The sequence below is a fragment of the Rheinheimera faecalis genome, from assembly GCF_021290965.1.
Lineage (GTDB): Bacteria > Pseudomonadota > Gammaproteobacteria > Enterobacterales > Alteromonadaceae > Pararheinheimera > Pararheinheimera faecalis.
This window is the reverse complement of sequence record NZ_JAJOYT010000014.1, coordinates 14,411-35,695: the sequence shown is the minus strand read 5'-3', so window position 1 is coordinate 35,695 and position 21,285 is coordinate 14,411. Positions and strand designations below refer to the sequence as shown.

Below are 21,285 nucleotides of genomic sequence, written 5' to 3'. Positions count from 1 at the left end.
GCTGGTTTTAGCTATTAGCTCAACGCCTGACGTTTTTCAAATAAGGTTTTGCTGTAGCCGACCGCAAAATAAATCATCAGGCTATGAAACACCATGACTGCGGCATAAGTTAAAGCTGCGTTGATAAAGTGCTGTGCTGCAATAATGCCTTGTGGACTGCTGAAGGTGAGCACTGCCTGGATCAGCGCGTCACTTAAAATCAGAGCGTAAATAACCTTTTGACTTTGCTCTGTCGTTAAAAGGGCATTTTGTTTTTTACAGTAGTGATAGACCAGAAAAATAGTTAGTAAGGGCAGTAACAACAAGTCCTGAATAAAACCAAGTTTGATGGCTGAGAAGTAATTAGCCAACGCCAAAGTGAGCAATACCAGGATTTGAATAGCAAAAAAACGGCTGATGATAAAAGACAACATAAAAGACACCTGCGCTGAATGAAGATAGTAAGCTTAAAGTATTGTGCAGTAATTGGCGCTTCGACTTAAGTCTAAGGCAGAGTTGTTGCCTGCTCAGCAGGCTGCGCTGCAATAACTACCTGATTACGCCCCTGATGTTTGGCTTGATACAAAGCAATATCGGCATTTTGTAACCAGCTTTCCCAGTCATTGGCATGTTGCACTGTCGCTATACCAATAGAGGTAGTCAGAGCTGAACCGTCGGGTAAATTTAACTGATGCCAGACTGCATGACGGATTTTTTCTGCTAAACGATGTAAATCAGCCAGCTGAATTTCTTTAATCAGCAATACAAACTCTTCGCCACCATAACGAAATACCGAATCTTGCTGACGGATCATTTGTTTTAACAAAGGCACCAGTTGACTCAAAATTTGATCGCCGACCTGATGGCCAAAGTTATCGTTAATGCGTTTGAAATGATCCAAATCCAGCAGCATTAAACCACTGACCACACCTTTGAGTTGATACTGCTGGATAGCATAAGTTAATTCATCGGTCAGGGAATGCCGGGTGGCAGCTCCGGTTAATGGATCTGTAGTGGCTAAACGCCGTAATTCCTGACGCTGTAGATGAGTACGGTAGGCAAAAATATAAGCAAAAATACTGGTAATTAAAGTGGTGGTAATAAACGCCAGCAGCTGAAAGTTGTTGGCAAAAATAGCGGAGTGCTCGGAAAAGTGCAGCGACACAATAGCGCTGACCATCAGTAACAGCAGCAATAAGGCTTTGATAGGCGCCACTAAAAAGAAAATAAACACCATAAGGGGATAAATCCAGAACAGCACATCCTGTCCGAGTTTCATGCACACTAACACAGCGCCAAAACAAAATACGGCGGCCATCAAAAAGCCTGGTTTTTCAGTATCACCAGTGCGCCAGGCCATCAGAACTGAAACTGTACTGACAGCAATCATTAACAGGTCTACTACACCAACCAGATAATTTCCTGTTGCAATACGGTACAAAGCGTAAGGCAATAAGGTACCACTGGCTATCACGCCAACCAGAGTAATCATCGACAGGTGGAAATCATTTTTTAAGCGTTGTAACAAGCTCTACCTAAGTCCTTGCCACTTCGGATGGTGGCTTTGTAAAAAAATGTAATATTCTTATCAGGTTCTTTACTCTGACAAAGAAAGCAGATGAAAACAACTCTATTGTTTTATCTGCTTTTTTAACTCTTAGTTCTGTGATGTGCTTAGCTTTTAAAACGCAATGCCAATTGCTGTAAAGCATCCAGCTGCTGCACTATAAGGCTTTGGATACGCTCGTCTGTCAGTTTCACGTCGGCATCGAAGGTATTGGCAAAAGCGTTGCAAAATACTTCTGGTTTATTGACCAAATGCAGGTCTAGAAATACACAGACCTGGCGTAAATGATATTGAGCTCTGGATGTGCCCATACCGCCACCTGAGCCCATAATAGCCGCTACTTTACCAGCCATTAACGCATTGTTGGGTTCACGTGAAGCCCAGTCGAGCGCATTTTTCAGCGCGGGCGCAATAGAGTAGTTGTATTCAGGGCAAGCGAGCAGCAAGGCATCGGCTTTAGCGAATTGGGCCAGCAAGCGTTCAACTGCTGCGGGTTTGGTTGTGAGGTCAGAATTATAAAAAGGCACATCAGTTAAATCTGCCAGTTCAATCTGCATGCCTTGTGGTGCATGAGCTATTGCATACTCTACTAAGGCTTTATTGGTCGATTTAGTTCTTAAGCTGCCACAGAGGGCCAGTACTTTTAGTCCGGACATTGGATTCTCCTTGATGTTGAGTCTTACTCTACACTAAGTCTGAACCAGTCAAATGACAATCTTAACCTTGTTTCTATCAGAAAAAGTTTAAAATAAATCCGGATTTAAAAAGGGGATCATCGCCAGAATTAAAGCCTGATGATAGACAGAACTGCGGCTCAGTTTGTGTTGGGTGAGAAGGGCAATGGCTCCGCCTTTTTGTTTAATATTGTCCTGATTAAACATGGCATCCATCACATCACCTAACTCTTTACCTTGTTGCAATTGCGACAAAGCCGCCGGCGGTAACATTAAACTGGCAGAGCGGGCTTTGCCCATCTTGCCCTGATGCTCAATCACCATCCAGGCGAAGGTAAAATCACCGTCTAAACCTGCTTCTATAGCGACACGAAAATCAGCTTCGACTCGTGCCAGTTCAGCCACTCTGTTCATGGCGCCCAATAAAGTTTCATCACTGCTCATTGGCTGATCGGCAACACCGCTTGGCACAGCTATACCTTTTACATCCAGAGTTTCAGTTGGGAAAATTTCAGCAAAAGCAGAGGCAACAGCGTTAATTTTTGCCGGATTGGCCGAGGCTACTTTAATAGTTAACATCACAACACCTGCTTATCAACAGATCAACAATTCCGAATGACACAAAAGACAAAGGCGGCCACTGCCGCCTTTGTTTTCAATTTGCAGTATTAACCTGCTAAACCTACGTACACATGTTGTACGTCATCGTCGGCGTCAATAGCTTCCAGAAAAGCTTCTACTTCGGCGCGGGCAGCGTCATCCAAAGTGACCGGGTTATTTGGACGATACACCAGCTTGGCTGAGGTGACATTAAAACCATAAGCAGGTAAAGCTTTGCTGACAGCATCCAGATCTGTAGGTTCTGTTAAGAATACGCTGTCACCTTCTTCACCTTCTTCGAAATCCTGAGCACCGGCTTCAATAGCTGCTACTTCTAAGTCGGCATCAGGTGTCACGGCGTGAGCCACAATTTCACCTAAGTATTTGAAGTCCCATGACACTGAACCTGCACCGCCTAACTGGCCTTTGCGGAACAGTACGCGGATACTCTGGGCTGAACGGTTTTTGTTGTCTGTTAAACATTCAACAATCACAGGCACCTGATGAGGCGCAAAACCTTCATAAACTACAGTTTCATAGTTAGCTGGGCCGTCCAGCAAACCTGCACCTTTTTTGATAGCGCGTTCTAAAGTCTCACGTGGCATCGACGCTTTTTTTGCTGCTTCAACTGCAACACGTAATTTAGAGTTCATATCCGGGTCGGCACCGTTGCGGGCTGCAACCATAATTTCTTTGGCTAATTTAGTAAAAATACGGCCTTTGGCAGCCGAGGCGTCGGCCTTATGTTTAACTTTCCATTGAGCGCCCATTGCTTCTCTCTCGTATCTGTATCAGTAAAAATTAATGCTGGTGACCACAGTCATGGTCACAGTCTTCGCTGTGTTCATCATCAAAATCGTCATCGCCGTCCTGATGTTGCATCACGCCCCAGCCATCATTGTGACCACCGAATTTCTTCGCGAACTTATCCAGTTCAGCTTCACGAGCTGTCACTGCGGCATGCTCTGGTACCATGGTCTGGCTAACAATCAGCTCCCACTGTTCCAGATCGTTGAAGTGCAATTCCACTTCCCCTTGCAGCTCGGACGCCACTAAAGCCGCCATGGCTTTTTCTGCTTGGTCTTTGTTTTTGAATACCAGATAAAAATCAATGGCCAGAGGCTGGCTTAAATCTATTCCGGCGTCCATTAAGGCACGCAGCATATCGCCATTGCCGTCATCAGGAAATTGCATGGTCCGCTCTCCACATCAGTTTAATAGGCCGACCTGGTAGGCCCAGTGCGGCAAGTGGCCGGATTATAGCAATATTTTCTGTAGTCTGTGTATCGTAATATGGTGCGGAACTTGACCTATGTCATAGATAGTTTCAGACTCCTGAATCACAGAATTAAAGAGATGTTGGCGATGAAAGCACTTTGGCTTATGTTGTTTTGTATGAGCTCACCACTTTGGGCCTGTCTGCATGCCAGTCATGGTATTCACGGCATGGTGTTATTGCAGGTAGAAAACCAGCTAATTGCCTCCCATTTACCTTTTCCTGCAGGTAAACATGCGCATCAGATTGTGTTGCATGTGAGCAGTGATATGCCGGCTTCTGTTGCTCAAGCATTAAAAGAAAAACGTTTAGTCACGCTAGAGCCGCAGCCTTTTGCGTTAAAGGATTTGCAGCAAGGCAAGCTGAAAAGTTTTAATGCTCAAGTCTATCTCGGTCATTTTGAACGGGGTGGTCAGGATGCTGGTACTGTGACGGTGCAGGTACAGCAAAAACTGTTGGATAAAGCAGTTGGCGCAGTGGCTGAGCAGAACGGTGTTTATCACATACCGCTTAAGCAAGGTGAACTGCTGGTGAAAGCCATTTCAGGAGAGGGCGCAGTGGATGAAATTTTGTATCAGGCAAAAGGCAAAGCTGCAGAACAACTGTATTTTGAAAGTGCAGATTTTGCACCTCAAGAGAAGTAACACCTGATGCTGCTGTATTTAGTGCGTCATGCTACAGCGCAGGACAGAGCTTTAGGCGTCCCCGACCCAAGTCGCCACTTGGTGGATAAAGGCATTAAACAAAGCCAAAAGCTGGCCGAATTTTGTAAAAAGCAGCAGTTAAAACCACAGATGCTGCTGACCAGCCCTTTGGTTCGCGCCGAACAAACTGCACTTTTACTGCATCAGCATGCCGATTGGCCTGAACCACAAAAACAGGCATGGCTGATTATTGAGACCCTCGCAGAAGTGCAACTCAAGGCGTTAACTGACTTAATGGCACAAGGGGTGGAGTCTGTTTGTTGTGTAGGTCATGAACCCGATATTTCTGCTTTGTTGGCCTTGTTACTAAATACAGACGCAGGGCATTTTTTTATTAAAAAGGCCTCTATAACAGCCCTTGAATTAACGCCGGATCAGGCGGTATTACTTTGGTCTTTGCCGGTGGCTTTGCTGTAACGCTCAAAGGCCAGAAGTGGGTTTTGTTCTATCGCTGCTTGTTGAATAAAACGCTGTAACTGCGGAAAAAAACTTAGAAATAGTAGTTCGGTTTGCTGCTGAAGCTCTGGCAACTCGTCTGCTATCGCAGCGTAACGTGCGGTAAAGCGACCACGGGATGCCATACGGCGCAGTGAATACTGAATACCTTCAAGTTGTGCATAGTTGCCAAACCAGTCTTGTTCGGTCACAGCCTTAAAAGTGTTGGCCATGGAGTCCGGCATGTATGGCAAATCATTTTGCAAGCTGCGATACAGCTGAGCTTTGTACTCTGTAAAATCTGAATCGTAAAAATGCCTCCAGTATTTAATCAGACAAAAATCAAACAACATATCCAAAGCTATAGGTGTAAACCGACGCATATCAGGGCTGAACCACAACCGGGCAGCCCTTACTTCCGGATGATGATCGGTAAACCAGTCCACTGCTCTGTGGTTATATAAACCAGCAGCAACAGCAGGGCTTAACAATTCCAGTTTTGTACCATGGTAGAAGTCGCCCAATAAATTGCCGATACGGGAATCAGAACTTGGTTGTGCGAATAGCAGATGAGCCAGATAATTCATTACAGCTAAGGGTCTTTGCAAAAACTCTGTTTAGTCTAAGGCAAAAAAGATGTATTTGCTGAACTAATCCGCTATAAGTAGGGGTCTGAAGTTTATAGAGAATACAACGGGATAGGTGTGATGAAACAAGGTGTTTTACTGATAGCAATGTTGGCGCTTAGCGGCTGTAGCAGCATCAGTCCACAGGAATGTCAGGTAGGTGATTGGTTTGCTATAGGTAAAACTGATGGCCAGCAAGGTATTGCCAGCAGCAAATTTCGCAGTTACCAAAAAGAATGTGCTGAACATGGCGTAGGTTCTGATTTTAAAGCCTACGAACAAGGCCATGCTGAAGGGGTTCTGTTGTATTGTACTTATGATGCCGGCCGGGAGTTGGGGCAAAGTGGCGGCGCTTATAACAAAGTCTGTACCGGCGCTCTGGAACCTCAGTTCAGGCTAGGTTATGACCGTGGTCGCAAATGGTATCAGGCTGAATCTGCCTTACTGAATTTACAAAAAACCTTACAGCAAAATGCCGGTACTATAGAAAAGCTGGAACAGCGTATTGATGACAACAGCAGAGAATTGAGTGTGCTGAAAGACAAGCAGCAGAAACAAAATCTGCTGGATGAAAATCGCAATTTACAGCAGGAGTTACGTCAGTTAAATCAGATGCAAGGTCAGTTGCAGCGTGATTTCAAGCAGGCTGAATTACAATTTAGTTTGATCCAGCAAGGTGGCTAGCCAATGAAACTTTCGCTCAGCTTGCTACTTATGATTCCTTTGCTTATGCAAGCTGCGCCTTTGGATCTACTCTGGACGACCGAAAAACTGCTGATCGCCGGACAACAAAGTCGTATCCCTCATCAACCTGAATGGCCCGTCAAACAAGCCGAGCTGGTTGCTTACGGTATGACAGGCGTGGTGCCAGACGGGGTGAAATGCCAGCTTGAAATTAAACTCCAGGAAGAGCTGTTGCTTAGTTTACCCTGTACTAAACGTTATGCGTTGGAGCGGCCTTTACGCATTACGCCGGGCATGAGGTTGGAGTTGCATCTGCACAACACCAACCTGTTCAGCCCTGGTGAAGATGTGGTGTTGCGTAACAGGTTGTCATTGGAAGTCGCAGATTAAATTAGCTGGCTTTGGGGTTTTGATTTAACCAGGACTGCGCTACGCCAGAGGCTAAAATCAGCAGTGCGCCTAGCCATTGTAATAACGACATGGGTTCGGCGAATAACAGCCATGCCGCAATAATCACCACCACAGGTTCCAGATAAGCCAGGGTGCCAAATACCCGTGTGGGTAAATGTTGAATGGCCTGCAGCGCAAATATCAAAGCTAAAAACCCCGGAAATAAACCTGCAACAATAAGCCAGACCCATTGATGAGATTCAGGCCAGGGTTGGCCCAGCATCAAAGGTAAAACACACAAAGAACCCACCAACAACTGATAAAAGCTTTTGTGATACAAAGGCACAGTCTCTGGCACTTTTTTATTCAGTAAGATAAAAGCAGTGTAGGTCAGCAAAGATGCCATCGCATACCAAAGCCCTTGTTGTTGTTCAATGCGGCTATCGATTTGAAATTCCTGCAGCATAGCGAAACCAAAAAATGCCAATACAATCAACAATAAAGTACGGCTTGTTAAGCGCTCGGCAAACAAGAAGTGGGCGAGGATGGCCGATAACGCCGGCGCCAGATACACCAGCAAGATAGCCAAAGTCAGTGAAATCGTCTGAATAGCCGATAAAAAACACAAAATAAAACTGGCCAACAAGACGCCATTCAGCAGCACTAAAACGGGTGGTTTTCCTGCTAACAATCGCAGCTGTCCCGTAGGAGCTAAATATAAGGCCAGAATCAAAGCACCTAAACCTAAGCGGTAAAAGGTCAGGCTGGCAGGGTCTATTTCACTGTAACGGGCAATTACACCAATAGTGCCCATCATAGCGGCAGCTAAAGCGGCCATATAAAAATAGCGGTAGGACGAGAAATTCATCAAAGGGCCATAACGGGAATGGGAGTGAGGCCGCCACTTTAGCTGGCTGTTTTGCGCAATTCAAGATGAGATAGCAGGCCGCATTCTGTAACATTTTTTATTTGGTGTTTTGAAAGAAGCTGGTTAGGCTCAGCTTTTTGCATATTGTGATTACTTAAGGAGTTGTGGTGATGCGTCAACTTGTTTTAGCTCTCCCCTTGGTGTTGATGGCCTGTACTGAACCACAGCAACAAAACAAAGTGTCTACTGCAGCAGTGGAAGTGACGGTATTGAAGGAAGCATTTGAGATGCCGGGCTTGAACCGTAGCAGGCAAGTGCGTTTGTATTTACCACCGGGCTACGGCACATCAGACAAAAGCTATCCTGTACTTTATATGCATGATGGCCAAAATGTATTTGATAATGCGACAGCGTACGCTGGTGAATGGGGTGTGGATGAAACACTGAACGATCTGGCCGCCTCAGGCCAGCTTGAGCTGATAGTGGTGGCTATCGATAATGGTGCTGAAAAGCGTATGACGGAGCTGAACCCTGCGGATCATGCTGAGTTTGGTAAAGCTGAAGGCAAAGCTTATGTGGAGTTTATAGCCAACACAGTGAAACCTTATATCGATCAGCACTACCGAACTTTGGCTGATGCTGAGCACACTGGCATTATGGGCAGTTCTATGGGGGGCTTAATCAGCCATTACGCCATACTGCAATTCCCACAGGTATTTGGTAAAGCGGGTATTTTTTCTCCTTCTTATTGGGCTGCTGGCCAACAGGTCAGTTGGTTTGAAAATCAGCCTGCTGCACAAGAGGCGCTTTTGTATTTTTATATGGGTGGCAAAGAAGGCGACTCTATGGTGCCGGATGTCGAGCGGGTTTATCAGGCTGTAATTAGCAAAGGGCATGCAACAGAGCAGACTCAGTATCACCTGGTCGCGGATGCAGAGCATAATGAAGCTGCATGGCGGAATGAATTTAAAACTGCAGTTTTGTGGTTATTTAACGCCAGGAAATAAAGGACTCTTACCTTGAGTTTTTTCACTAAAACAAGGATCTTTAGCCTGCTGGCAAAAAAATAGCTGAATTTTCTGTACTAAATCAATCACCTGCCTATAGTTAACAAAGTACCAATTCAGGATACTGTTACAGCAAGGGAGTGTGTGGTTATGTTTGGTTTTAATTCAAATTCGGACAATATCGTCAATGCGATTAATGCAACTCAGGCTGTTATTCAGTTTTCGCTGGATGGGCGTATAGAGCACGCCAATGATAATTTCCTGAACCTGATGGGATATCAGCTTCAGGACGTTAAAGGCAAGCACCATAGTATTTTTGTTGAACCTGATACTGCCAACTCGGCAGCCTATCAGCAATTTTGGGCTGATTTGCGTAACGGTAAACCTCAAACTGCTGAATTTAAGCGTATTACTAAAAGTGGTAGAGAAGTCTGGATCCAGGCGTCATACACTCCCATTCTCAAAAATGGCAAAGTTCATCATGTGATTAAATTTGCTTCTGATATCACAGAACAGGTTTTAAAACAGGCTGACTTTGAGTCTCAGCTGCAAGCTATTCACAGAGCTCAGGCAGTGATTGAATTTGATTTAGATGGAAAAATTCTGTTTGCCAACCCTAACTTTCTGAATTTAATGGGTTATGGCTTACAAGAAGTGACTGGGCAGCATCACCGAATTTTTGTTGATCCTAAAGAAGCCGCATCAAACAGCTACACAGATTTTTGGCGTCGTTTGAGGGAAGGCAGTTACCAAACCGCCGAATACAAAAGGTTGACTAAAAGTGGTAAGGAAGTGTGGATCCACGCCACTTACAACCCTATCAAAGGGCCTGATGGTAAAGTGCTGAAAATTGTGAAGTTTGCTAACGATATCAGCCATGATGTGGAGCAGAAAAAGGAGTTTCGTTTGCTTTCTATGGTGGCGAATGAAACTGACAATGCCGTGTTGATTTCTAATTCAGATCGTCAGATCCAGTATGTGAATAAAGGCTTTAGCCAGATGACAGGTTATGCACAACATGAGGTGTTGGGCCACAGAGCCCGGGAGTTTTTGGTGGGGCCTAAAACGGATCCTGTCACCAAGGAGCGCATTGAAGCTGAATTAAATGCACCACGGGCTTTTTATGATGAGATTGAAATACATCGTAAAGATGGCTCGTCCTTATGGATCTCTGTCACCAGCAACCCGGTGTACGATGAAAATGGTCAGCACAGCAATTACATTGCGATTTTAGCTGATATCAGCAAAGTAAAATCTTCAGCTTTGGAGTATCAAACCCGTTTTCAGGCGATCAGCCAATCAAATCTGATGCTGGAGTGGAATAACGCCGGGCAGCTGATGGATATCAATGATTATCCGCAGCGCCAGTTTAAGCTCAATAACGAGCAGTTCAGTCGTGCAGTAGCCGATTGGCGTAGTTTTTTAAATCAGGATCAGGCCGCGAAAGTGATTGCAGGACAAAGTGTGGTGACGGATATTCATATTCAGGTCAGTGGCAAGCAATTAGGCATTGCTGCTACCTTTTGTGCCGTCAGGGATACCTATGGTGAGTTACAGAAAATTATTATGTTTGGAGCCGATATTTCAGAACGTTTATTGGTGGTGCAAACCAGTGATTCTGTGATGTCTGAACTGGTGAGCTCAGGCCAGAGTATCAACAATATGGTGTCCTCTATTAACTCCATTGCTGATCAAACTAATCTGTTAGCGCTGAATGCTGCTATTGAGGCGGCCAGGGCCGGTGAAGCGGGTCGGGGCTTTTCTGTGGTCGCTGATGAAGTAAGGCATCTGGCTTCTAAAGCCAGTGCTTCAGCCAGTGAGATCAATTCGGTGGTTGGGAAAAATCAGTCGTTGCTCAATAGTTTGTCTGAAACCTTAAACAAACTGAATAAAAGGGACTAGATCATTTTTATGGCGATAGTCATAGCAATAAAAGAAGGGAGCAAAATGCTCCCTTCTTTTATTAAGTTAAGGCAAATCAAACCATAAGGCTTTGACCGGACCTTGAGTGGCTAAGGCTTTTAGTTCAGTTTGTTTACTGATCTTTGCGCCATCACCTGGTTGCATTGTGGTGCCGTTTAACTCTAATTCGCCTGTAATTAAATGCAGGTAGAAATTACGTTTGGCAGTCACTGGCAACTCAATGACATCATGTTCACTTAACAACAGTTGCGATAAATAGGCATCCTGTTTGATCTGCAAGGTGCCGTCGCGACCGTCCGGTGATATCACCAGTGTTAAGCCAGGTTCAGCTTTAAAGTCTTTTTGCTGATAACCTGGTACGCCACCAAATTGGTTCGGCTGGATCCAGATCTGCAAAAACTTTAAGTTGTCTTTATCACTGGCGTTAAACTCGCTGTGATAAATACCTTTACCTGCACTCATTAACTGGAATTCACCTGCTGGTAAAGTTTTTACATTACCGGCTGAATCTTTGTGAGCAATTTGCCCTTCCAGCACATAACTGATGATTTCCATGTCCTGATGACCATGAGTATCAAAGCCTGCCGCTGCATCTACTTCGTCATCGTTAATCACTCTAAGCGCTGAGAAACCCATATGAGCCGGGTCGTAATAACGGCCAAAAGAGAAGCTGTGCTTGCTTTTTAACCAGCCGAAAGCGGCTACGCCGCGGTCGGCAGAGCGTCTTAATTCAATCATTTTTGTACTCCGGCAGACTCTCTCTGTTGCAGAGAGAGTCTCTTTGAGTGGATTATTAGTTCAGTTTCTTCGCGATGATGGCGTCGATTGAAGCTTTGCCTGCACCGCTGAACAGCAGAGATACGCTTGCCGCTAACAGGGCTAAAGCAAATTCGTAGCCGTTGGTGCTCATAAAGAAACCGTTGGCGAAGTGCACTTTAAAGATGGCCACTAACATGGCGATAATTAAAGTCACTGCGGCAGGGCGGGTCAAAACACCAAACACCAAGGCCAGACCACCAAAAAACTCAGCTGCACCAGCTAAAAACGCCATCAGTACTCCCGGTGCCAGACCTATGCTCTCCATCCAGCCGCCAGTGCCTTCTAAGCCGTAGCCACCAAACCAGCCAAATAATTTTTGTGCACCGTGTGCAGCAAAAATAATACCGACTGGAACTCGTAAAGCTAAAGCGCCAAAACCTGCGTTAGTACCAAAAATTTTCTGTAAAGTTGCTTTGTTCATAATATTCACCTTTAAATAAATTGACCGTTAATTAGGGTTGTCAGACTGCTTTAAACCGCTTGTCAGTTCCGATGTGTGTACTTTAGAACGGCTTGCATTTTTAAAAAAGCGGAATAAACTGAGTTTAATATTCAAAATATTTGAACATCAATCCGTAAAGGATCCACATTAAGGTTTTTATGGCTAATCATCCTATTTTGACGCTGGACGCTTTGCGCGCCATGGACGCTATCGACCGCAAGGGCAGTTTTGCCGCAGCAGCCGAACATTTATATAAAGTGCCTTCAGCCTTAAGCTATACCATAGCCAAACTAGAGTCTGATCTCGATGTGCAACTCTTTGATCGTTCCAAACAAAAAGCGCAACTGACACCAGCAGGTCAGCTGTTATTACAGCAGGGCCGTGAATTATTGCAAGCCGCCAGCCGGTTGCAGGATGCGATTAAACAAGTGGATACCGGCTGGGAAACCCAGTTTGTGATAGCCAAGGACAGCATAGTGCCGTATCCGCCTGTGCTGAGTTTGATCAATGAATTTATGCTACTTGGCAAAATGACCGAAGTTAGCATGCGTGAGGAAGTCTTAGGTGGTGGTTGGGAGGCTTTGGAAACAGGGCGTGCGCAAATTGCGGTAGGAGTGTCTGCTGATATGCCCAAAGGTAAATACGAGCTGGTGCCTATAGGAGAAGTGGAGTTTGTATTTGCTTTATCACCGCAGCATGAACTGGCTAATATTAACCGCCAGATTGATTTAGCTGATGTAGAGCAGGAAACCGCCATAGTGGTTTCAGACTCAGCTTTAGATGCACCTAAACGTAGTACAGGTTTATTTGCTACCCGCCGGGTGCTTAGAGTCAGCTCAATGCAAGCCAAAATTGCCGCTCAGGTGCAGGGCTTAGGGGTGGGTTTTTTGCCTAAACATTTGATCCGGGATGAGCTGGCCAGAGGTTTATTAATAGCCAAAAAAACCAGCATTCCACGGGATAAATCCATGTTGTATCTGGCCTGGCAAAAACAAGGTCAAGGCAAGGCGCTGCAATGGTTTAGCGAAGCTTTTAGTCAATATCCATGGGCGCCAGTCTGGACAGAGAATACCCTTCGTACTTGAAGCTGCAGCTTTGTTGACTGCGTACTCTCGCCCCAGTCACATAGGACTACTATGCTCCTGGGGTCTCACGCACTTGTCGCCTCCCTGCAACGCCAATTACTTTGGGTATTAAAGAGTGAAAAAACTTCAGCCAAAACAGCATATTTTTGCTGTATTTCAACAAATTGATTGGTTAAAGTAGCGCCAATTTTACTGCTGGGTAAGAAGGGTTACCGCCTTATGTTATTAACCTTAGTCATTTGTTATTGGGTGTTTTCTGTAGCTTTGGGTTTGTGGGCTGCACTTAGAGTAAAAAACACCCGTGATTTTGCCGTCGCTGGCCGGCATTTGCCTTTTTATATGGTGACTGCAACAGTCTTTGCCACCTGGTTTGGCAGCGAAGCTGTGCTGGGTATTCCCGCTACTTTTATCGATGGCAATTTACGCGACATAGTGGCCGATCCTTTTGGGGCTGCGCTTTGTTTAATTCTGGTCGGGGTATTTTTTGCGGCCCCTTTGTACCGGATGAAGTTGCTGACCATTGGTGACTTTTATAAAAGACGCTACGGCCGCTCTGTTGAAGTGCTGACCACTTTAGCCATAGTCTTGTCCTATCTGGGTTGGGTCGGCGCGCAGTTAACGGCTTTGGGTCTGGTATTTAATGTGGTATCAGACGGTGCCATCAGCATGACGGCTGGTATGTGGATTGGCGCTGGCAGCATTCTGATTTATACCCTCTTTGGTGGTATGTGGGCTGTGGCTATTACCGATCTGGTGCAGATGATAGTGATAGTGCTTGGGCTTTTATATATAGGCGGCGAAGTGTCGGATATGGTCGGTGGCGTGTCCGTGGTGGTAGACCACGCGGCAGCGGCGGGTAAATTGGAGTTTTGGCCTGAAGCTGATTTAAAAGCCATTATTGCGTTTATGGCTGCGGCCTGCACCATGATGTTAGGTTCTATGCCACAGCAGGACGTATTTCAGCGGGTGCAGTCGGCTAAGTCAGAAAAAATCGCAGTCTGGGGCTCTATCCTTGGTGGCTCTTTGTATTTCCTATTTGCTTTTATTCCGCTTTTTATTGGTTACGCCGCCACTATAGTAGCGCCGGATATGGTGAAAAACCTGATGGCGTCCGATTCGCAGATGATTCTGCCACAGCTGGTATTACAGCATATGCCGTTGATTGCCCAGGTCATTTTCTTCGGAGCTTTGTTATCCGCTATTAAGGGGTGTGCTTCAGCGACCTTGCTGGCACCTTCGGTGTCTTTTGCCGAAAACATTCTCAAACCTCTGTTGCCACCTCTGGAAGATAAACAATTATTGCGGCTGATGCAGGCTGTAACCCTGGTGTTTGCTGCTTGTACTCTGGCTTATGCACTGAACAGCGAATCCACCATTTTTGGCATGGTGGAAGATGCCTATCAAGTAACTTTAGTGGCTGCTTTTGTGCCGCTGGCATTTGGGGTGTACTGGCGTAAAGCCACCAATCAGGGCGCTTTAATGGCGATCGCTTTTGGTGTCAGTACCTGGTTAGGTATTATCTTTTTAGGTCCTGAAGACCCATATGTGCCCGCTCAGTTCGCCGGATTACTGGCCAGTATTGCCGGTATGTTGATTGGTTCGCTAATGCCGCAGTACCTTGAGCACGATCACGCTGTGCATGACAAATTACACAGAGGTGAAATGGCGCACACAGGTCAGGAGCATGTCTGATTTTTTGGATCAGATTAAAGCTGTCGTCTTTGATTTAGACGGCACGCTAGTGGATTCGCAGCTTGATTTTAGCGAGCTGCGTCGTCGTTTGGGCTGGTCTGAACACACCCTTATCCTCGAGCATTTAGCGACTTTAAGCTGCGCGGTTGAGAGGCAACAAGCATCGCAAATTATTGTCGACTTTGAACTGGAAGGCGCACGCAAAGCCAGCTGGATGCCCAATGCGGATCTACTGTTGCAGCAGCTAAATCAAAAACAAATGCCGATGGCGATTTTGACCCGCAATATGCGTCAGGCCACAGAGCTTTGTATGCAGGCCCTGAATATCCCTATTGATTTGGTACTCACCCGCGACGATGCGCCAGCTAAACCTCAGCCTGAAGGTTTATGGCTAATAGCCGAACGTTTGGGTGTAATGCCCAACGAAATGCTTTATGTCGGCGATTATCTGTTTGATATCCAAACCGCCCGTAATGCTGGCGCTTATTGCTGTTTATACCGTTATGGCGATAACCATATTTACGCTGAGCAAGCCGATTTAGTGATCGACGATTTATTGGATTTGTTAGTGCATTTGCAAAAATAAGATTTTGCCTACTTATTTAAATCTCTTTATCCATCACCTTCGGCAGGCGGCGGTGTTTTTCTTTGGCTTCTTTAATGGCGTCACTAAAAGCGGATGCCAGAATGCCTGTAGGTACTGCAATCATGCAAATTCCGGTGACTGCGGTAATGCCCGCCAAAACACGGCCAAGCACAGTGATAGGGTAGACATCGCCATAACCTACAGTAGTTAAAGTGGCGACAGCCCACCAGGTGGCCCGGGGGATAGAGCCAAAAGCTTCTGGCTGAATATCGCCTTCCACCAGATACAGGCAGGTAGCGGCAAACAGCAAAATAATCAGACCAAAAATACCACTGACCAAGAGTTCATAAGTACGGCTGCGGATGGCTTCCGCTATACATTCCAGCGCAGTGGAAAAACGTCCAAGTCGTGCCAGTCGTAATACACGTATTAATAACACCAGACGTAAAATCACGCCGCCATTGCCCAGATAAAGCGAAAACGCGACTATTATCGCCAATAAATCGGCCAAAGCAAAAAAGGAAAAGAAATGCTGCCAGCGACTTTTTATTGAATCGTTTTCAATGCAAGTCCAAAGCCTCGCCATATACTCCAGCAAAAACAGCGAACCTAAAGCCAGCTCTGTGTAACGAAACCAATGTTCATGCCCTTTGCTGATATTGGGTTCGGTCTGAATAATGGCCAGAAGAATACCTGCAAGTATCACCAGTGCTATGGCTATATTGAGCGGAGACATGCCGCGGCCTGAATACAGCACAGGGTCGAGCTGATGCGCCAGACGGGAGCGGAGTTGATGTAACAGGCTTTGATCGTGCATAACACACCAGGTTGAAAAGCTTTGGTTAATTGTCTCGGCAAGAGCTTGATATAGCAAGGTTATCTTTAACGTCGCTGTTAAAAACCTGTCAGCACCTGATCCAAAGTCCCCAGGCTGTGCTGTGACAAGGCCTGTTGCCGTTCCTGCTCAGTTAAAATCCCCACAAAAGGTGTGCGGCGGCGTAACTTACGCAAATAAGGGCTGTCTTCTGTGATGCCCTCACAAAACTGTTCTGGTTGCTGGTACAACTCTAATACTGAAAGCCAATGCAAATAAGCCCCATAACCCAGTTGGCCGTTATCACGCCGCTCGTCCAGCTTGGCTTTAACTTGCTCCAGTAACGCAGGCTCTGCCAGCAGTTTGGCCGCAATAGCCTGATGCAGCACCAAAATTTGCCGGTCGATATTTTCATCTTTAATACCGGTTTTTTTCACCCTGTAGGGTCTGTCTCTTTTATTACTTTTAGGTGTCCACATCGTTTGTATTCTTTAATGCTAATTAACTTAATGGAATTCTCTGGAGTAACTGCGCAACGAGCCTAACAACGGCGTCAGGTCGGTTAAGCGACCGGCGATAATATGAATCACACCGTCTTTTTTCTCCAAAATACCATTGACCTTCAATAGTTTAGATTTTAAATAGGCCTGACGCTGCGCCGAAGCTGTAGCCGACCAAACCACTAAATTACTAAAACCTGTTCCATCTTCCAGTGTAATAAAAGTCACACCAGAAGCAGTGCCAGGGCTTTGTCGTGCTGTAACTAAACCTATTACAGTCACCACCGACTTATGGTTCAGTGCAGAAAGCTCTGCCGCCTGCGCAAATTTACCCAGTACTCCTTGTTGTTTTAATAACTGCACCGGATGAGTACGCAAGCTCAAGCCTGTACTTTGATAATCTTCCACCACTTCAGCTAGTTCTGAAGGCAGAGGCAACTGGTAGTGCGTCTGATAAGGTTCGGCAGCCAGTAAAGGTAATTTATGCTGTTGATCCAACAGCTGCCAGCGTGCCTGATAGCGTTGTCCCGACAGTTGTTGCAAGGCATTGGCACTGGCAAGAGCCGTTAAATCACCATCACTCAGTCCAGATTGCGCCAGTTCAGCAAGTTGGTGATAACCGCTCTCTGGTCTGTGTTTTAACAAAAGCAAAGCACCTTGCTGGCTTAAGCCTTTGACCAGTCGTAGCCCTAAGCGGATCGCAAAACCTGAATTTGTAGTAGAAGAGGCTGGCACCATTAAATGGTCCCAATCGGATTGATTAACACAAACAGGCAGCACCTCCACATCATGTTGTCTGGCATCCTGAATCAACTGACTGGGTGCATAAAACCCCATAGGCTGGCTGTTTAGTAAGGCGACATAAAAAGCTACAGGGTAATAATGTTTTAAATAAGCCGAGACATAAGCCAGCACGGCAAAACTGGCCGAATGAGATTCAGGAAAACCATATTCACCAAAACCACAAATTTGCTGATAAATACGTTCAGCAAAGTCTTGCTGATAGCCTCTGCTTAACATGCCATCTATTAGTTTTTGTTTAAACTGAATCAATTCACCGGTTTTTTTCCAACTGGCCATAGCGCGGCGCAGCTGATCTGCTTCACCGCCACTAAAACCTGCAGCCACCATCGCCAGTTTAATTACTTGCTCCTGAAAAATAGGCACACCTAAAGTACGTTCCAGTACGCTTTGTACTGCAGGGGAAGGGTAAGACACTGCTTCTTCGCCATGACGGCGTTTTAAATAAGGATGCACCATATCACCCTGAATAGGGCCTGGCCGTACTATGGCAATCTGGATCACTAAGTCGTAATAGGTCTGTGGGCGAAGCCGTGGCAACATTGACATCTGAGCCCGTGATTCAATCTGAAATAAACCTATAGTGTCGGCTTTTTGAATCGCTTTATAGACCTTGGGGTCGTCACCTGCTCTGGTGATGGCCGCTATACTTAGCTCTGTGTTCTGGTAACGCCTGACTAAATCAAAAGCTTTGCGTATGGCGCTCAGCATGCCCAAAGCCAACACATCTACTTTTAATAGCTTTAACGATTCCAGATCATCTTTATCCCACTGGATCACTGTGCGATCGGCCATGGCTGCATTTTCCACCGGTACCAGTTCGTACAAAGGCCCTTGGGATATAACAAAACCTCCGACATGCTGAGATAAATGCCGTGGCATGCCCACCAATTGCTGCACCAGTTGTACCAACAGCTGAGCCTTTTTGGCTTGAGGATCCAGTCCCAACTGAGTCAGCTGGCTGCTCCAGTGCTGGCTTTTATCCCGCCTGTGCAGGTTCTTTAAGAAAAATTCCACCTGATGCAACTCAAAACCCAACGCTTTGCTGATATCGCGAAAGGCACTTTTAAAGCGATAACAAATGACAGTAGCAGCCAGGGCTGCGCGCTCACGGCCATACTTCTGGTAAATATACTGGATCACTTCTTCACGGCGTTCATGCTCAAAATCTACATCTATATCAGGAGGTTCTGCCCGCTCTATGGAAATAAAACGTTCGATTAAGACCTGAATTTGACGTGGATCCACAGCAGTAATAGCAAGACAATAACAGACCACTGAGTTAGCTGCTGAGCCACGGCCCTGATATAAAATTTGCTGTTTCTGCGCAAACACCACCAAATCATGAATAGTTAAAAAGTAGAAGGGGTAATTCAGTTGCTCTATTAAATCCAGCTCTTTGTTGATGGTCTGCTGGATATCAGCAGGCACACCTTCAGGGAAACGTTGTTTCTCGCCAGCTTTCACCAATTCACGTAAATGCTGCATGGCTGTTTTGCCTTTAGGCACCAGTTCAGTCGGGTACTGGTAACTTAATTCATCCAAGGAAAAATGGCATAAATCAGCTAGTTTCTGACTATTGTCCAGAAGCTCTGCCGGAAATAACTGCTGTAGTTTTTTAATGGGCCTTAAGCTTTGCTCGGCGTTACTTAATAGCTGCCGCGCCATATCAGGCACAGCTTTACCTGCTTGAATAGCGCTTAGTGCATGTTGCAAAGGCAAGCGGCTGGCCTGATGCATCAACACTTCACCTGTAGCGCAGCAAGGCAGTTGGAGCTTCTCTGCCAGTTGCTGGCAATAGGGCAGATAAAACTGATCCTGGCTTTGTAATTTGCGGCTGGTTCCCAGCCATAACCGTTCTGCATGATGTTGATTTAACCAGTTGCCCCAGTACTGATCGGTCTGATGATCGCCACTGGGTAGCCAAAGGATCTGACAATGCTGAACACGCTGAATATCCCACTCGGCCAGCTGGTACGAACCTTTTTCGGCGCGACGTCTGGCCTGGGTAATAATGCGACATAACTCGCTATAGGCGGTTTTATCCGGACAGAGCAACACCAGCCGTAACTGTGGGTTTAGTACCAATAAAGAGCCAATAATCAGCTTCAGTGGCAACTGCTTTTCTTTGATCTGATGGTGAGCGCGTACTACGCCTGCCAGCGAGCATTCATCGGTAATAGCCAGTGCCTTGTAACCTAAAATAGCGGCTTGTTGCACCAATTCAGCTGGACTGGAAGCGCCTTGCAGGAAGGAGAAGTGGCTTTGGCAAACCAGCTCAGAATAGTCACTGTGTGTGGTTGAGTTTTGGCTTTTCATTAGCTGAAATACCCCTGCAGGTACAGCTGTTCCGGCTGTTGTAAATCACGAAATAACCATAACCACTGGCCTTGCGTATTCTGGCCGACATAATAGTCGCGGTGCTGGCTGTGCTGTTGCCACCAGCCGCTGCTTAACCGTTCAGGGCCATAATGCAGCTGCAATTGGTGCTGTTGTTCTGTATCCAGAGCCAAAGGTGGATCCACTAAAAATGCTGGCCGCACCGCAGCTAAAGTACCGGCAATAGCAGCTTGTGGCTCTAAAGCACCAGCATAGCTACTGGCCTGCTCAGGCAACAGATCATTGTGCAGGCAAGGGCTTGTGACCTGATTTTTACCCAAACGAGCCTGCAGTAGTGATAAGAGCTGCAGGGCCGAGTACAGCTGTGCTTTACCTGCCTCCAAATGGCCAGCAAACAGGGTTTTGTATTGAGCGTAACGCGGCCCACTGCGCCTTAAAATCAGTTTCAGCTGGATCACGGGCTTTTTCAGTTTTAAGCGTTCCAGCTGCAATTCGCTGATCTTCAGCCAGTCTTTACTTTGATATTCGCCCTGAGCTGAATGCAATTGCAGCTGTTGCTGCTGATCCTGGCGCTGCAGTAAGCAAAGATCCAGTTGATAGGCCAATTGATCCCGCTGTTGTAAATACAGCTGAAGCAAGCCAAATAAATGCTGTAAAGGCCCAAGCAGCTGGTCGCTGCGCTCCATTTCGTACAGCAGTTCCAACTGCTGCTCAAAGTGTTCTGCGGGTTGGATAAACTGCAGTAACGCAGGTTTTGCTCCTGTCAGCTGTTGTAAATACTGCAGCATTTCAACACCAAAACGCCGCACCAGTTCGGCTTGTGGGATCTTTAGTACATCACCAAGCTGCGTCAGCCCAAGCCGCTGTAATTGTTCCTGTAGTTTGTCTGGCAATTGGGCATGTTGCAGTGGTAAAGCTTTGAGTTGCTGCTGAATTTGATCGTTTTGCAGTAAAAATTGATCCCAGCCTTGCTGTGCCAGTAAACGCGCAACTAAGGGCTGCTGCGCTGTGGCAAAATGATACTGATAACCTGCTTGTTGCAGCACCTGTTGTAGCTGCTGCCAGAACTGCATAGCACCACCATACAAGGCCAGCATAGGGCTTAGTTTCAGCACTAAACCCGAATCCTCTTGCAGCGCTATATCACCGCAGTATTGATATAAAAGTTGAGCTAATTGCTGTAGTTGCTGCTGTTCTTGCTCAGCCTGATGGGGCACCAATTGCAATTGGTGGCATAACGAGGCAGCGGACGCCAATCCCATACCCAAAGCTAAACCCGCCTGCCTTGCTGCAGAGTTGAGTTGCAGCAACTGATGGTCAGCGCCTACTATCGCTAGCGGAGCTGTTAAATCAAGATGATGACTTTTGCCCTGACCAGATAAGGCTGTTGTTGTGTTTTGCAGCAAGAGTAATTTATCCAGCTGCAATTGCGGGAAATATAAATACAACCAAAATTCCATCCGGGCGGACATG

General features: G+C 46.2%; 23 protein-coding genes and 1 pseudogene. 10 read left to right on the top strand and 14 right to left on the bottom strand.

Annotation, left to right across the window (positions count from 1 at the left end):
• Window positions 1-14: 14 nt before the first annotated feature.
• The 6 genes from LSG34_RS18105 to LSG34_RS18080 form a co-directional block, all read right to left on the bottom strand.
• Window positions 15-413: a hypothetical protein gene (locus tag LSG34_RS18105; RefSeq protein WP_233010561.1), complete on the bottom strand. Its 399-nt coding sequence runs from the start codon at window positions 411-413 to the stop codon at window positions 15-17.
• A 71-nt stretch (window positions 414-484) separates the two neighbouring features.
• Window positions 485-1,507: a GGDEF domain-containing protein gene (locus LSG34_RS18100; RefSeq protein WP_233010559.1), complete on the bottom strand. Its 1,023-nt coding sequence runs from the start codon at window positions 1,505-1,507 to the stop codon at window positions 485-487.
• 146 nt (window positions 1,508-1,653) lie between these two features.
• Window positions 1,654-2,202 carry an NADPH-dependent FMN reductase gene (locus tag LSG34_RS18095; protein ID WP_233010557.1) on the bottom strand — a complete coding sequence of 183 codons (549 nt, stop codon included), beginning with the start codon at window positions 2,200-2,202 and terminating at the stop codon, window positions 1,654-1,656.
• 87 nt (window positions 2,203-2,289) lie between these two features.
• Window positions 2,290-2,799, bottom strand: coding sequence for an inosine/xanthosine triphosphatase (yjjX, locus tag LSG34_RS18090; protein ID WP_233010550.1), 510 nt, complete (start codon window positions 2,797-2,799; stop codon window positions 2,290-2,292).
• 89 nt (window positions 2,800-2,888) lie between these two features.
• A complete protein-coding gene (locus LSG34_RS18085; RefSeq protein ID WP_233010549.1) occupies window positions 2,889-3,590 on the bottom strand; it encodes a YebC/PmpR family DNA-binding transcriptional regulator in 702 nt (233 codons plus the stop codon).
• 31 nt (window positions 3,591-3,621) lie between these two features.
• Window positions 3,622-4,014, bottom strand: coding sequence for a ribonuclease E inhibitor RraB (locus LSG34_RS18080; protein WP_233010547.1), 393 nt, complete (start codon window positions 4,012-4,014; stop codon window positions 3,622-3,624).
• Between the two features lie 171 nt (window positions 4,015-4,185).
• Between LSG34_RS18080 and LSG34_RS18075 the strand changes: the two genes are divergently transcribed.
• The gene (locus LSG34_RS18075) at window positions 4,186-4,740 is read left to right on the top strand and encodes a hypothetical protein (protein ID WP_233010546.1); all 555 of its coding nucleotides are present in this window, start codon (window positions 4,186-4,188) and stop codon (window positions 4,738-4,740) included.
• Window positions 4,741-4,746: 6 nt separating this feature from the next.
• Entirely contained in the window at window positions 4,747-5,217 is a 471-nt protein-coding gene (sixA, locus tag LSG34_RS18070) for a phosphohistidine phosphatase SixA (protein WP_233010545.1), read from the top strand.
• Here sixA and LSG34_RS18065 read toward each other — a convergent pair.
• Window positions 5,175-5,822, bottom strand: a complete 648-nt coding sequence (locus LSG34_RS18065) for an acyl carrier protein phosphodiesterase (protein WP_233010543.1) — start codon at window positions 5,820-5,822, stop codon at window positions 5,175-5,177. The genes sixA and LSG34_RS18065 overlap by 43 nt on opposite strands.
• A gap of 120 nt (window positions 5,823-5,942) precedes the next feature.
• Here LSG34_RS18065 and LSG34_RS18060 point away from each other — a divergent pair, with 120 nt between their 5' ends.
• Both LSG34_RS18060 and LSG34_RS18055 read left to right on the top strand, forming a co-directional pair.
• Window positions 5,943-6,545: a DUF2799 domain-containing protein gene (locus LSG34_RS18060; protein ID WP_233010542.1), complete on the top strand. Its 603-nt coding sequence runs from the start codon at window positions 5,943-5,945 to the stop codon at window positions 6,543-6,545.
• A 30-nt stretch (window positions 6,546-6,575) separates the two neighbouring features.
• Window positions 6,576-6,935 carry a hypothetical protein gene (locus tag LSG34_RS18055; RefSeq protein WP_233010541.1) on the top strand — a complete coding sequence of 120 codons (360 nt, stop codon included), beginning with the start codon at window positions 6,576-6,578 and terminating at the stop codon, window positions 6,933-6,935.
• Window position 6,936: 1 nt separating this feature from the next.
• Here the strand turns inward: LSG34_RS18055 and LSG34_RS18050 are convergent, their stop codons facing one another.
• Complete coding sequence (locus tag LSG34_RS18050) at window positions 6,937-7,803, bottom strand: DMT family transporter (RefSeq protein WP_233010539.1); 867 nt, start codon at window positions 7,801-7,803, stop codon at window positions 6,937-6,939.
• A 170-nt stretch (window positions 7,804-7,973) separates the two neighbouring features.
• Between LSG34_RS18050 and LSG34_RS18045 the strand changes: the two genes are divergently transcribed.
• The 3 genes and pseudogenes from LSG34_RS18045 (at window position 7,974) to LSG34_RS20915 (ending at window position 10,712) form a co-directional block, all read left to right on the top strand.
• Window positions 7,974-8,810: an alpha/beta hydrolase gene (locus LSG34_RS18045; RefSeq protein ID WP_233010538.1), complete on the top strand. Its 837-nt coding sequence runs from the start codon at window positions 7,974-7,976 to the stop codon at window positions 8,808-8,810.
• A 150-nt stretch (window positions 8,811-8,960) separates the two neighbouring features.
• Window positions 8,961-10,055 (top strand): annotated as a pseudogene (locus LSG34_RS20920) (PAS domain S-box protein); the annotation flags it as partial.
• 63 nt (window positions 10,056-10,118) lie between these two features.
• Complete coding sequence (locus tag LSG34_RS20915; RefSeq protein ID WP_408636176.1) at window positions 10,119-10,712, top strand: methyl-accepting chemotaxis protein; 594 nt, start codon at window positions 10,119-10,121, stop codon at window positions 10,710-10,712.
• 66 nt (window positions 10,713-10,778) lie between these two features.
• Here LSG34_RS20915 and LSG34_RS18030 read toward each other — a convergent pair whose 3' ends face one another.
• Both LSG34_RS18030 and LSG34_RS18025 read right to left on the bottom strand, forming a co-directional pair.
• Window positions 10,779-11,471 carry a pirin family protein gene (locus tag LSG34_RS18030; protein WP_233010537.1) on the bottom strand — a complete coding sequence of 231 codons (693 nt, stop codon included), beginning with the start codon at window positions 11,469-11,471 and terminating at the stop codon, window positions 10,779-10,781.
• Window positions 11,472-11,526: 55 nt separating this feature from the next.
• On the bottom strand, window positions 11,527-11,973 hold the full coding sequence (locus LSG34_RS18025; protein WP_233010535.1) for a DoxX family protein: 447 nt from the start codon (window positions 11,971-11,973) through the stop codon (window positions 11,527-11,529).
• 179 nt (window positions 11,974-12,152) lie between these two features.
• Here LSG34_RS18025 and LSG34_RS18020 point away from each other — a divergent pair, with 179 nt between their 5' ends.
• The 3 genes from LSG34_RS18020 to LSG34_RS18010 all read left to right on the top strand — a co-directional run bounded on the left by LSG34_RS18020 (window position 12,153) and on the right by LSG34_RS18010 (window position 15,357).
• Window positions 12,153-13,079, top strand: coding sequence for a LysR family transcriptional regulator (locus tag LSG34_RS18020; protein ID WP_233010533.1), 927 nt, complete (start codon window positions 12,153-12,155; stop codon window positions 13,077-13,079).
• Between the two features lie 219 nt (window positions 13,080-13,298).
• A complete protein-coding gene (locus LSG34_RS18015) occupies window positions 13,299-14,771 on the top strand; it encodes a sodium:solute symporter family protein (protein WP_233010532.1) in 1,473 nt (490 codons plus the stop codon).
• Complete coding sequence (locus LSG34_RS18010; protein WP_233010531.1) at window positions 14,764-15,357, top strand: HAD family hydrolase; 594 nt, start codon at window positions 14,764-14,766, stop codon at window positions 15,355-15,357. Before LSG34_RS18015 ends, LSG34_RS18010 begins: the two co-directional genes overlap by 8 nt.
• Window positions 15,358-15,373: 16 nt before the next feature.
• On the opposite strand, the gene LSG34_RS18005 is transcribed toward LSG34_RS18010, so the two are convergent.
• The 4 genes from LSG34_RS18005 to LSG34_RS17990 all read right to left on the bottom strand — a co-directional run bounded on the left by LSG34_RS18005 (window position 15,374) and on the right by LSG34_RS17990 (window position 21,284).
• Window positions 15,374-16,174 carry a potassium channel family protein gene (locus LSG34_RS18005; RefSeq protein ID WP_233010530.1) on the bottom strand — a complete coding sequence of 267 codons (801 nt, stop codon included), beginning with the start codon at window positions 16,172-16,174 and terminating at the stop codon, window positions 15,374-15,376.
• A 77-nt stretch (window positions 16,175-16,251) separates the two neighbouring features.
• Window positions 16,252-16,650 carry a hypothetical protein gene (locus tag LSG34_RS18000; RefSeq protein WP_233010529.1) on the bottom strand — a complete coding sequence of 133 codons (399 nt, stop codon included), beginning with the start codon at window positions 16,648-16,650 and terminating at the stop codon, window positions 16,252-16,254.
• A 27-nt stretch (window positions 16,651-16,677) separates the two neighbouring features.
• The gene (locus LSG34_RS17995) at window positions 16,678-19,791 is read right to left on the bottom strand and encodes an error-prone DNA polymerase (RefSeq protein ID WP_233010528.1); all 3,114 of its coding nucleotides are present in this window, start codon (window positions 19,789-19,791) and stop codon (window positions 16,678-16,680) included.
• Window positions 19,791-21,284, bottom strand: a complete 1,494-nt coding sequence (locus LSG34_RS17990) for a Y-family DNA polymerase (RefSeq protein ID WP_233010527.1) — start codon at window positions 21,282-21,284, stop codon at window positions 19,791-19,793. Before LSG34_RS17990 ends, LSG34_RS17995 begins: the two co-directional genes overlap by 1 nt.
• Window position 21,285 lies beyond the last annotated feature (1 nt).

Coding starts and splice junctions, on each gene's coding strand:
- LSG34_RS18105 (WP_233010561.1), bottom strand. CDS start 413: ATGTTGTCTTTTATCATCAGCCGTTTTTTTGCTATTCAAATCCTGGTA.
- LSG34_RS18095 (WP_233010557.1), bottom strand. CDS start 2,202: ATGTCCGGACTAAAAGTACTGGCCCTCTGTGGCAGCTTAAGAACTAAA.
- yjjX (WP_233010550.1), bottom strand. CDS start 2,799: ATGTTAACTATTAAAGTAGCCTCGGCCAATCCGGCAAAAATTAACGCT.
- LSG34_RS18085 (WP_233010549.1), bottom strand. CDS start 3,590: ATGGGCGCTCAATGGAAAGTTAAACATAAGGCCGACGCCTCGGCTGCC.
- LSG34_RS18080 (WP_233010547.1), bottom strand. CDS start 4,014: ATGCAATTTCCTGATGACGGCAATGGCGATATGCTGCGTGCCTTAATG.
- LSG34_RS18075 (WP_233010546.1), top strand. CDS start 4,186: ATGAAAGCACTTTGGCTTATGTTGTTTTGTATGAGCTCACCACTTTGG.
- sixA (WP_233010545.1), top strand. CDS start 4,747: ATGCTGCTGTATTTAGTGCGTCATGCTACAGCGCAGGACAGAGCTTTA.
- LSG34_RS18065 (WP_233010543.1), bottom strand. CDS start 5,822: ATGAATTATCTGGCTCATCTGCTATTCGCACAACCAAGTTCTGATTCC.
- LSG34_RS18060 (WP_233010542.1), top strand. CDS start 5,943: ATGAAACAAGGTGTTTTACTGATAGCAATGTTGGCGCTTAGCGGCTGT.
- LSG34_RS18055 (WP_233010541.1), top strand. CDS start 6,576: ATGATTCCTTTGCTTATGCAAGCTGCGCCTTTGGATCTACTCTGGACG.
- LSG34_RS18050 (WP_233010539.1), bottom strand. CDS start 7,803: ATGAATTTCTCGTCCTACCGCTATTTTTATATGGCCGCTTTAGCTGCC.
- LSG34_RS18045 (WP_233010538.1), top strand. CDS start 7,974: ATGCGTCAACTTGTTTTAGCTCTCCCCTTGGTGTTGATGGCCTGTACT.
- LSG34_RS20915 (WP_408636176.1), top strand. CDS start 10,119: ATGCTGGAGTGGAATAACGCCGGGCAGCTGATGGATATCAATGATTAT.
- LSG34_RS18030 (WP_233010537.1), bottom strand. CDS start 11,471: ATGATTGAATTAAGACGCTCTGCCGACCGCGGCGTAGCCGCTTTCGGC.
- LSG34_RS18025 (WP_233010535.1), bottom strand. CDS start 11,973: ATGAACAAAGCAACTTTACAGAAAATTTTTGGTACTAACGCAGGTTTT.
- LSG34_RS18020 (WP_233010533.1), top strand. CDS start 12,153: ATGGCTAATCATCCTATTTTGACGCTGGACGCTTTGCGCGCCATGGAC.
- LSG34_RS18015 (WP_233010532.1), top strand. CDS start 13,299: ATGTTATTAACCTTAGTCATTTGTTATTGGGTGTTTTCTGTAGCTTTG.
- LSG34_RS18010 (WP_233010531.1), top strand. CDS start 14,764: ATGTCTGATTTTTTGGATCAGATTAAAGCTGTCGTCTTTGATTTAGAC.
- LSG34_RS18005 (WP_233010530.1), bottom strand. CDS start 16,174: ATGCACGATCAAAGCCTGTTACATCAACTCCGCTCCCGTCTGGCGCAT.
- LSG34_RS18000 (WP_233010529.1), bottom strand. CDS start 16,650: ATGTGGACACCTAAAAGTAATAAAAGAGACAGACCCTACAGGGTGAAA.
- LSG34_RS17995 (WP_233010528.1), bottom strand. CDS start 19,791: ATGAAAAGCCAAAACTCAACCACACACAGTGACTATTCTGAGCTGGTT.
- LSG34_RS17990 (WP_233010527.1), bottom strand. CDS start 21,284: ATGTCCGCCCGGATGGAATTTTGGTTGTATTTATATTTCCCGCAATTG.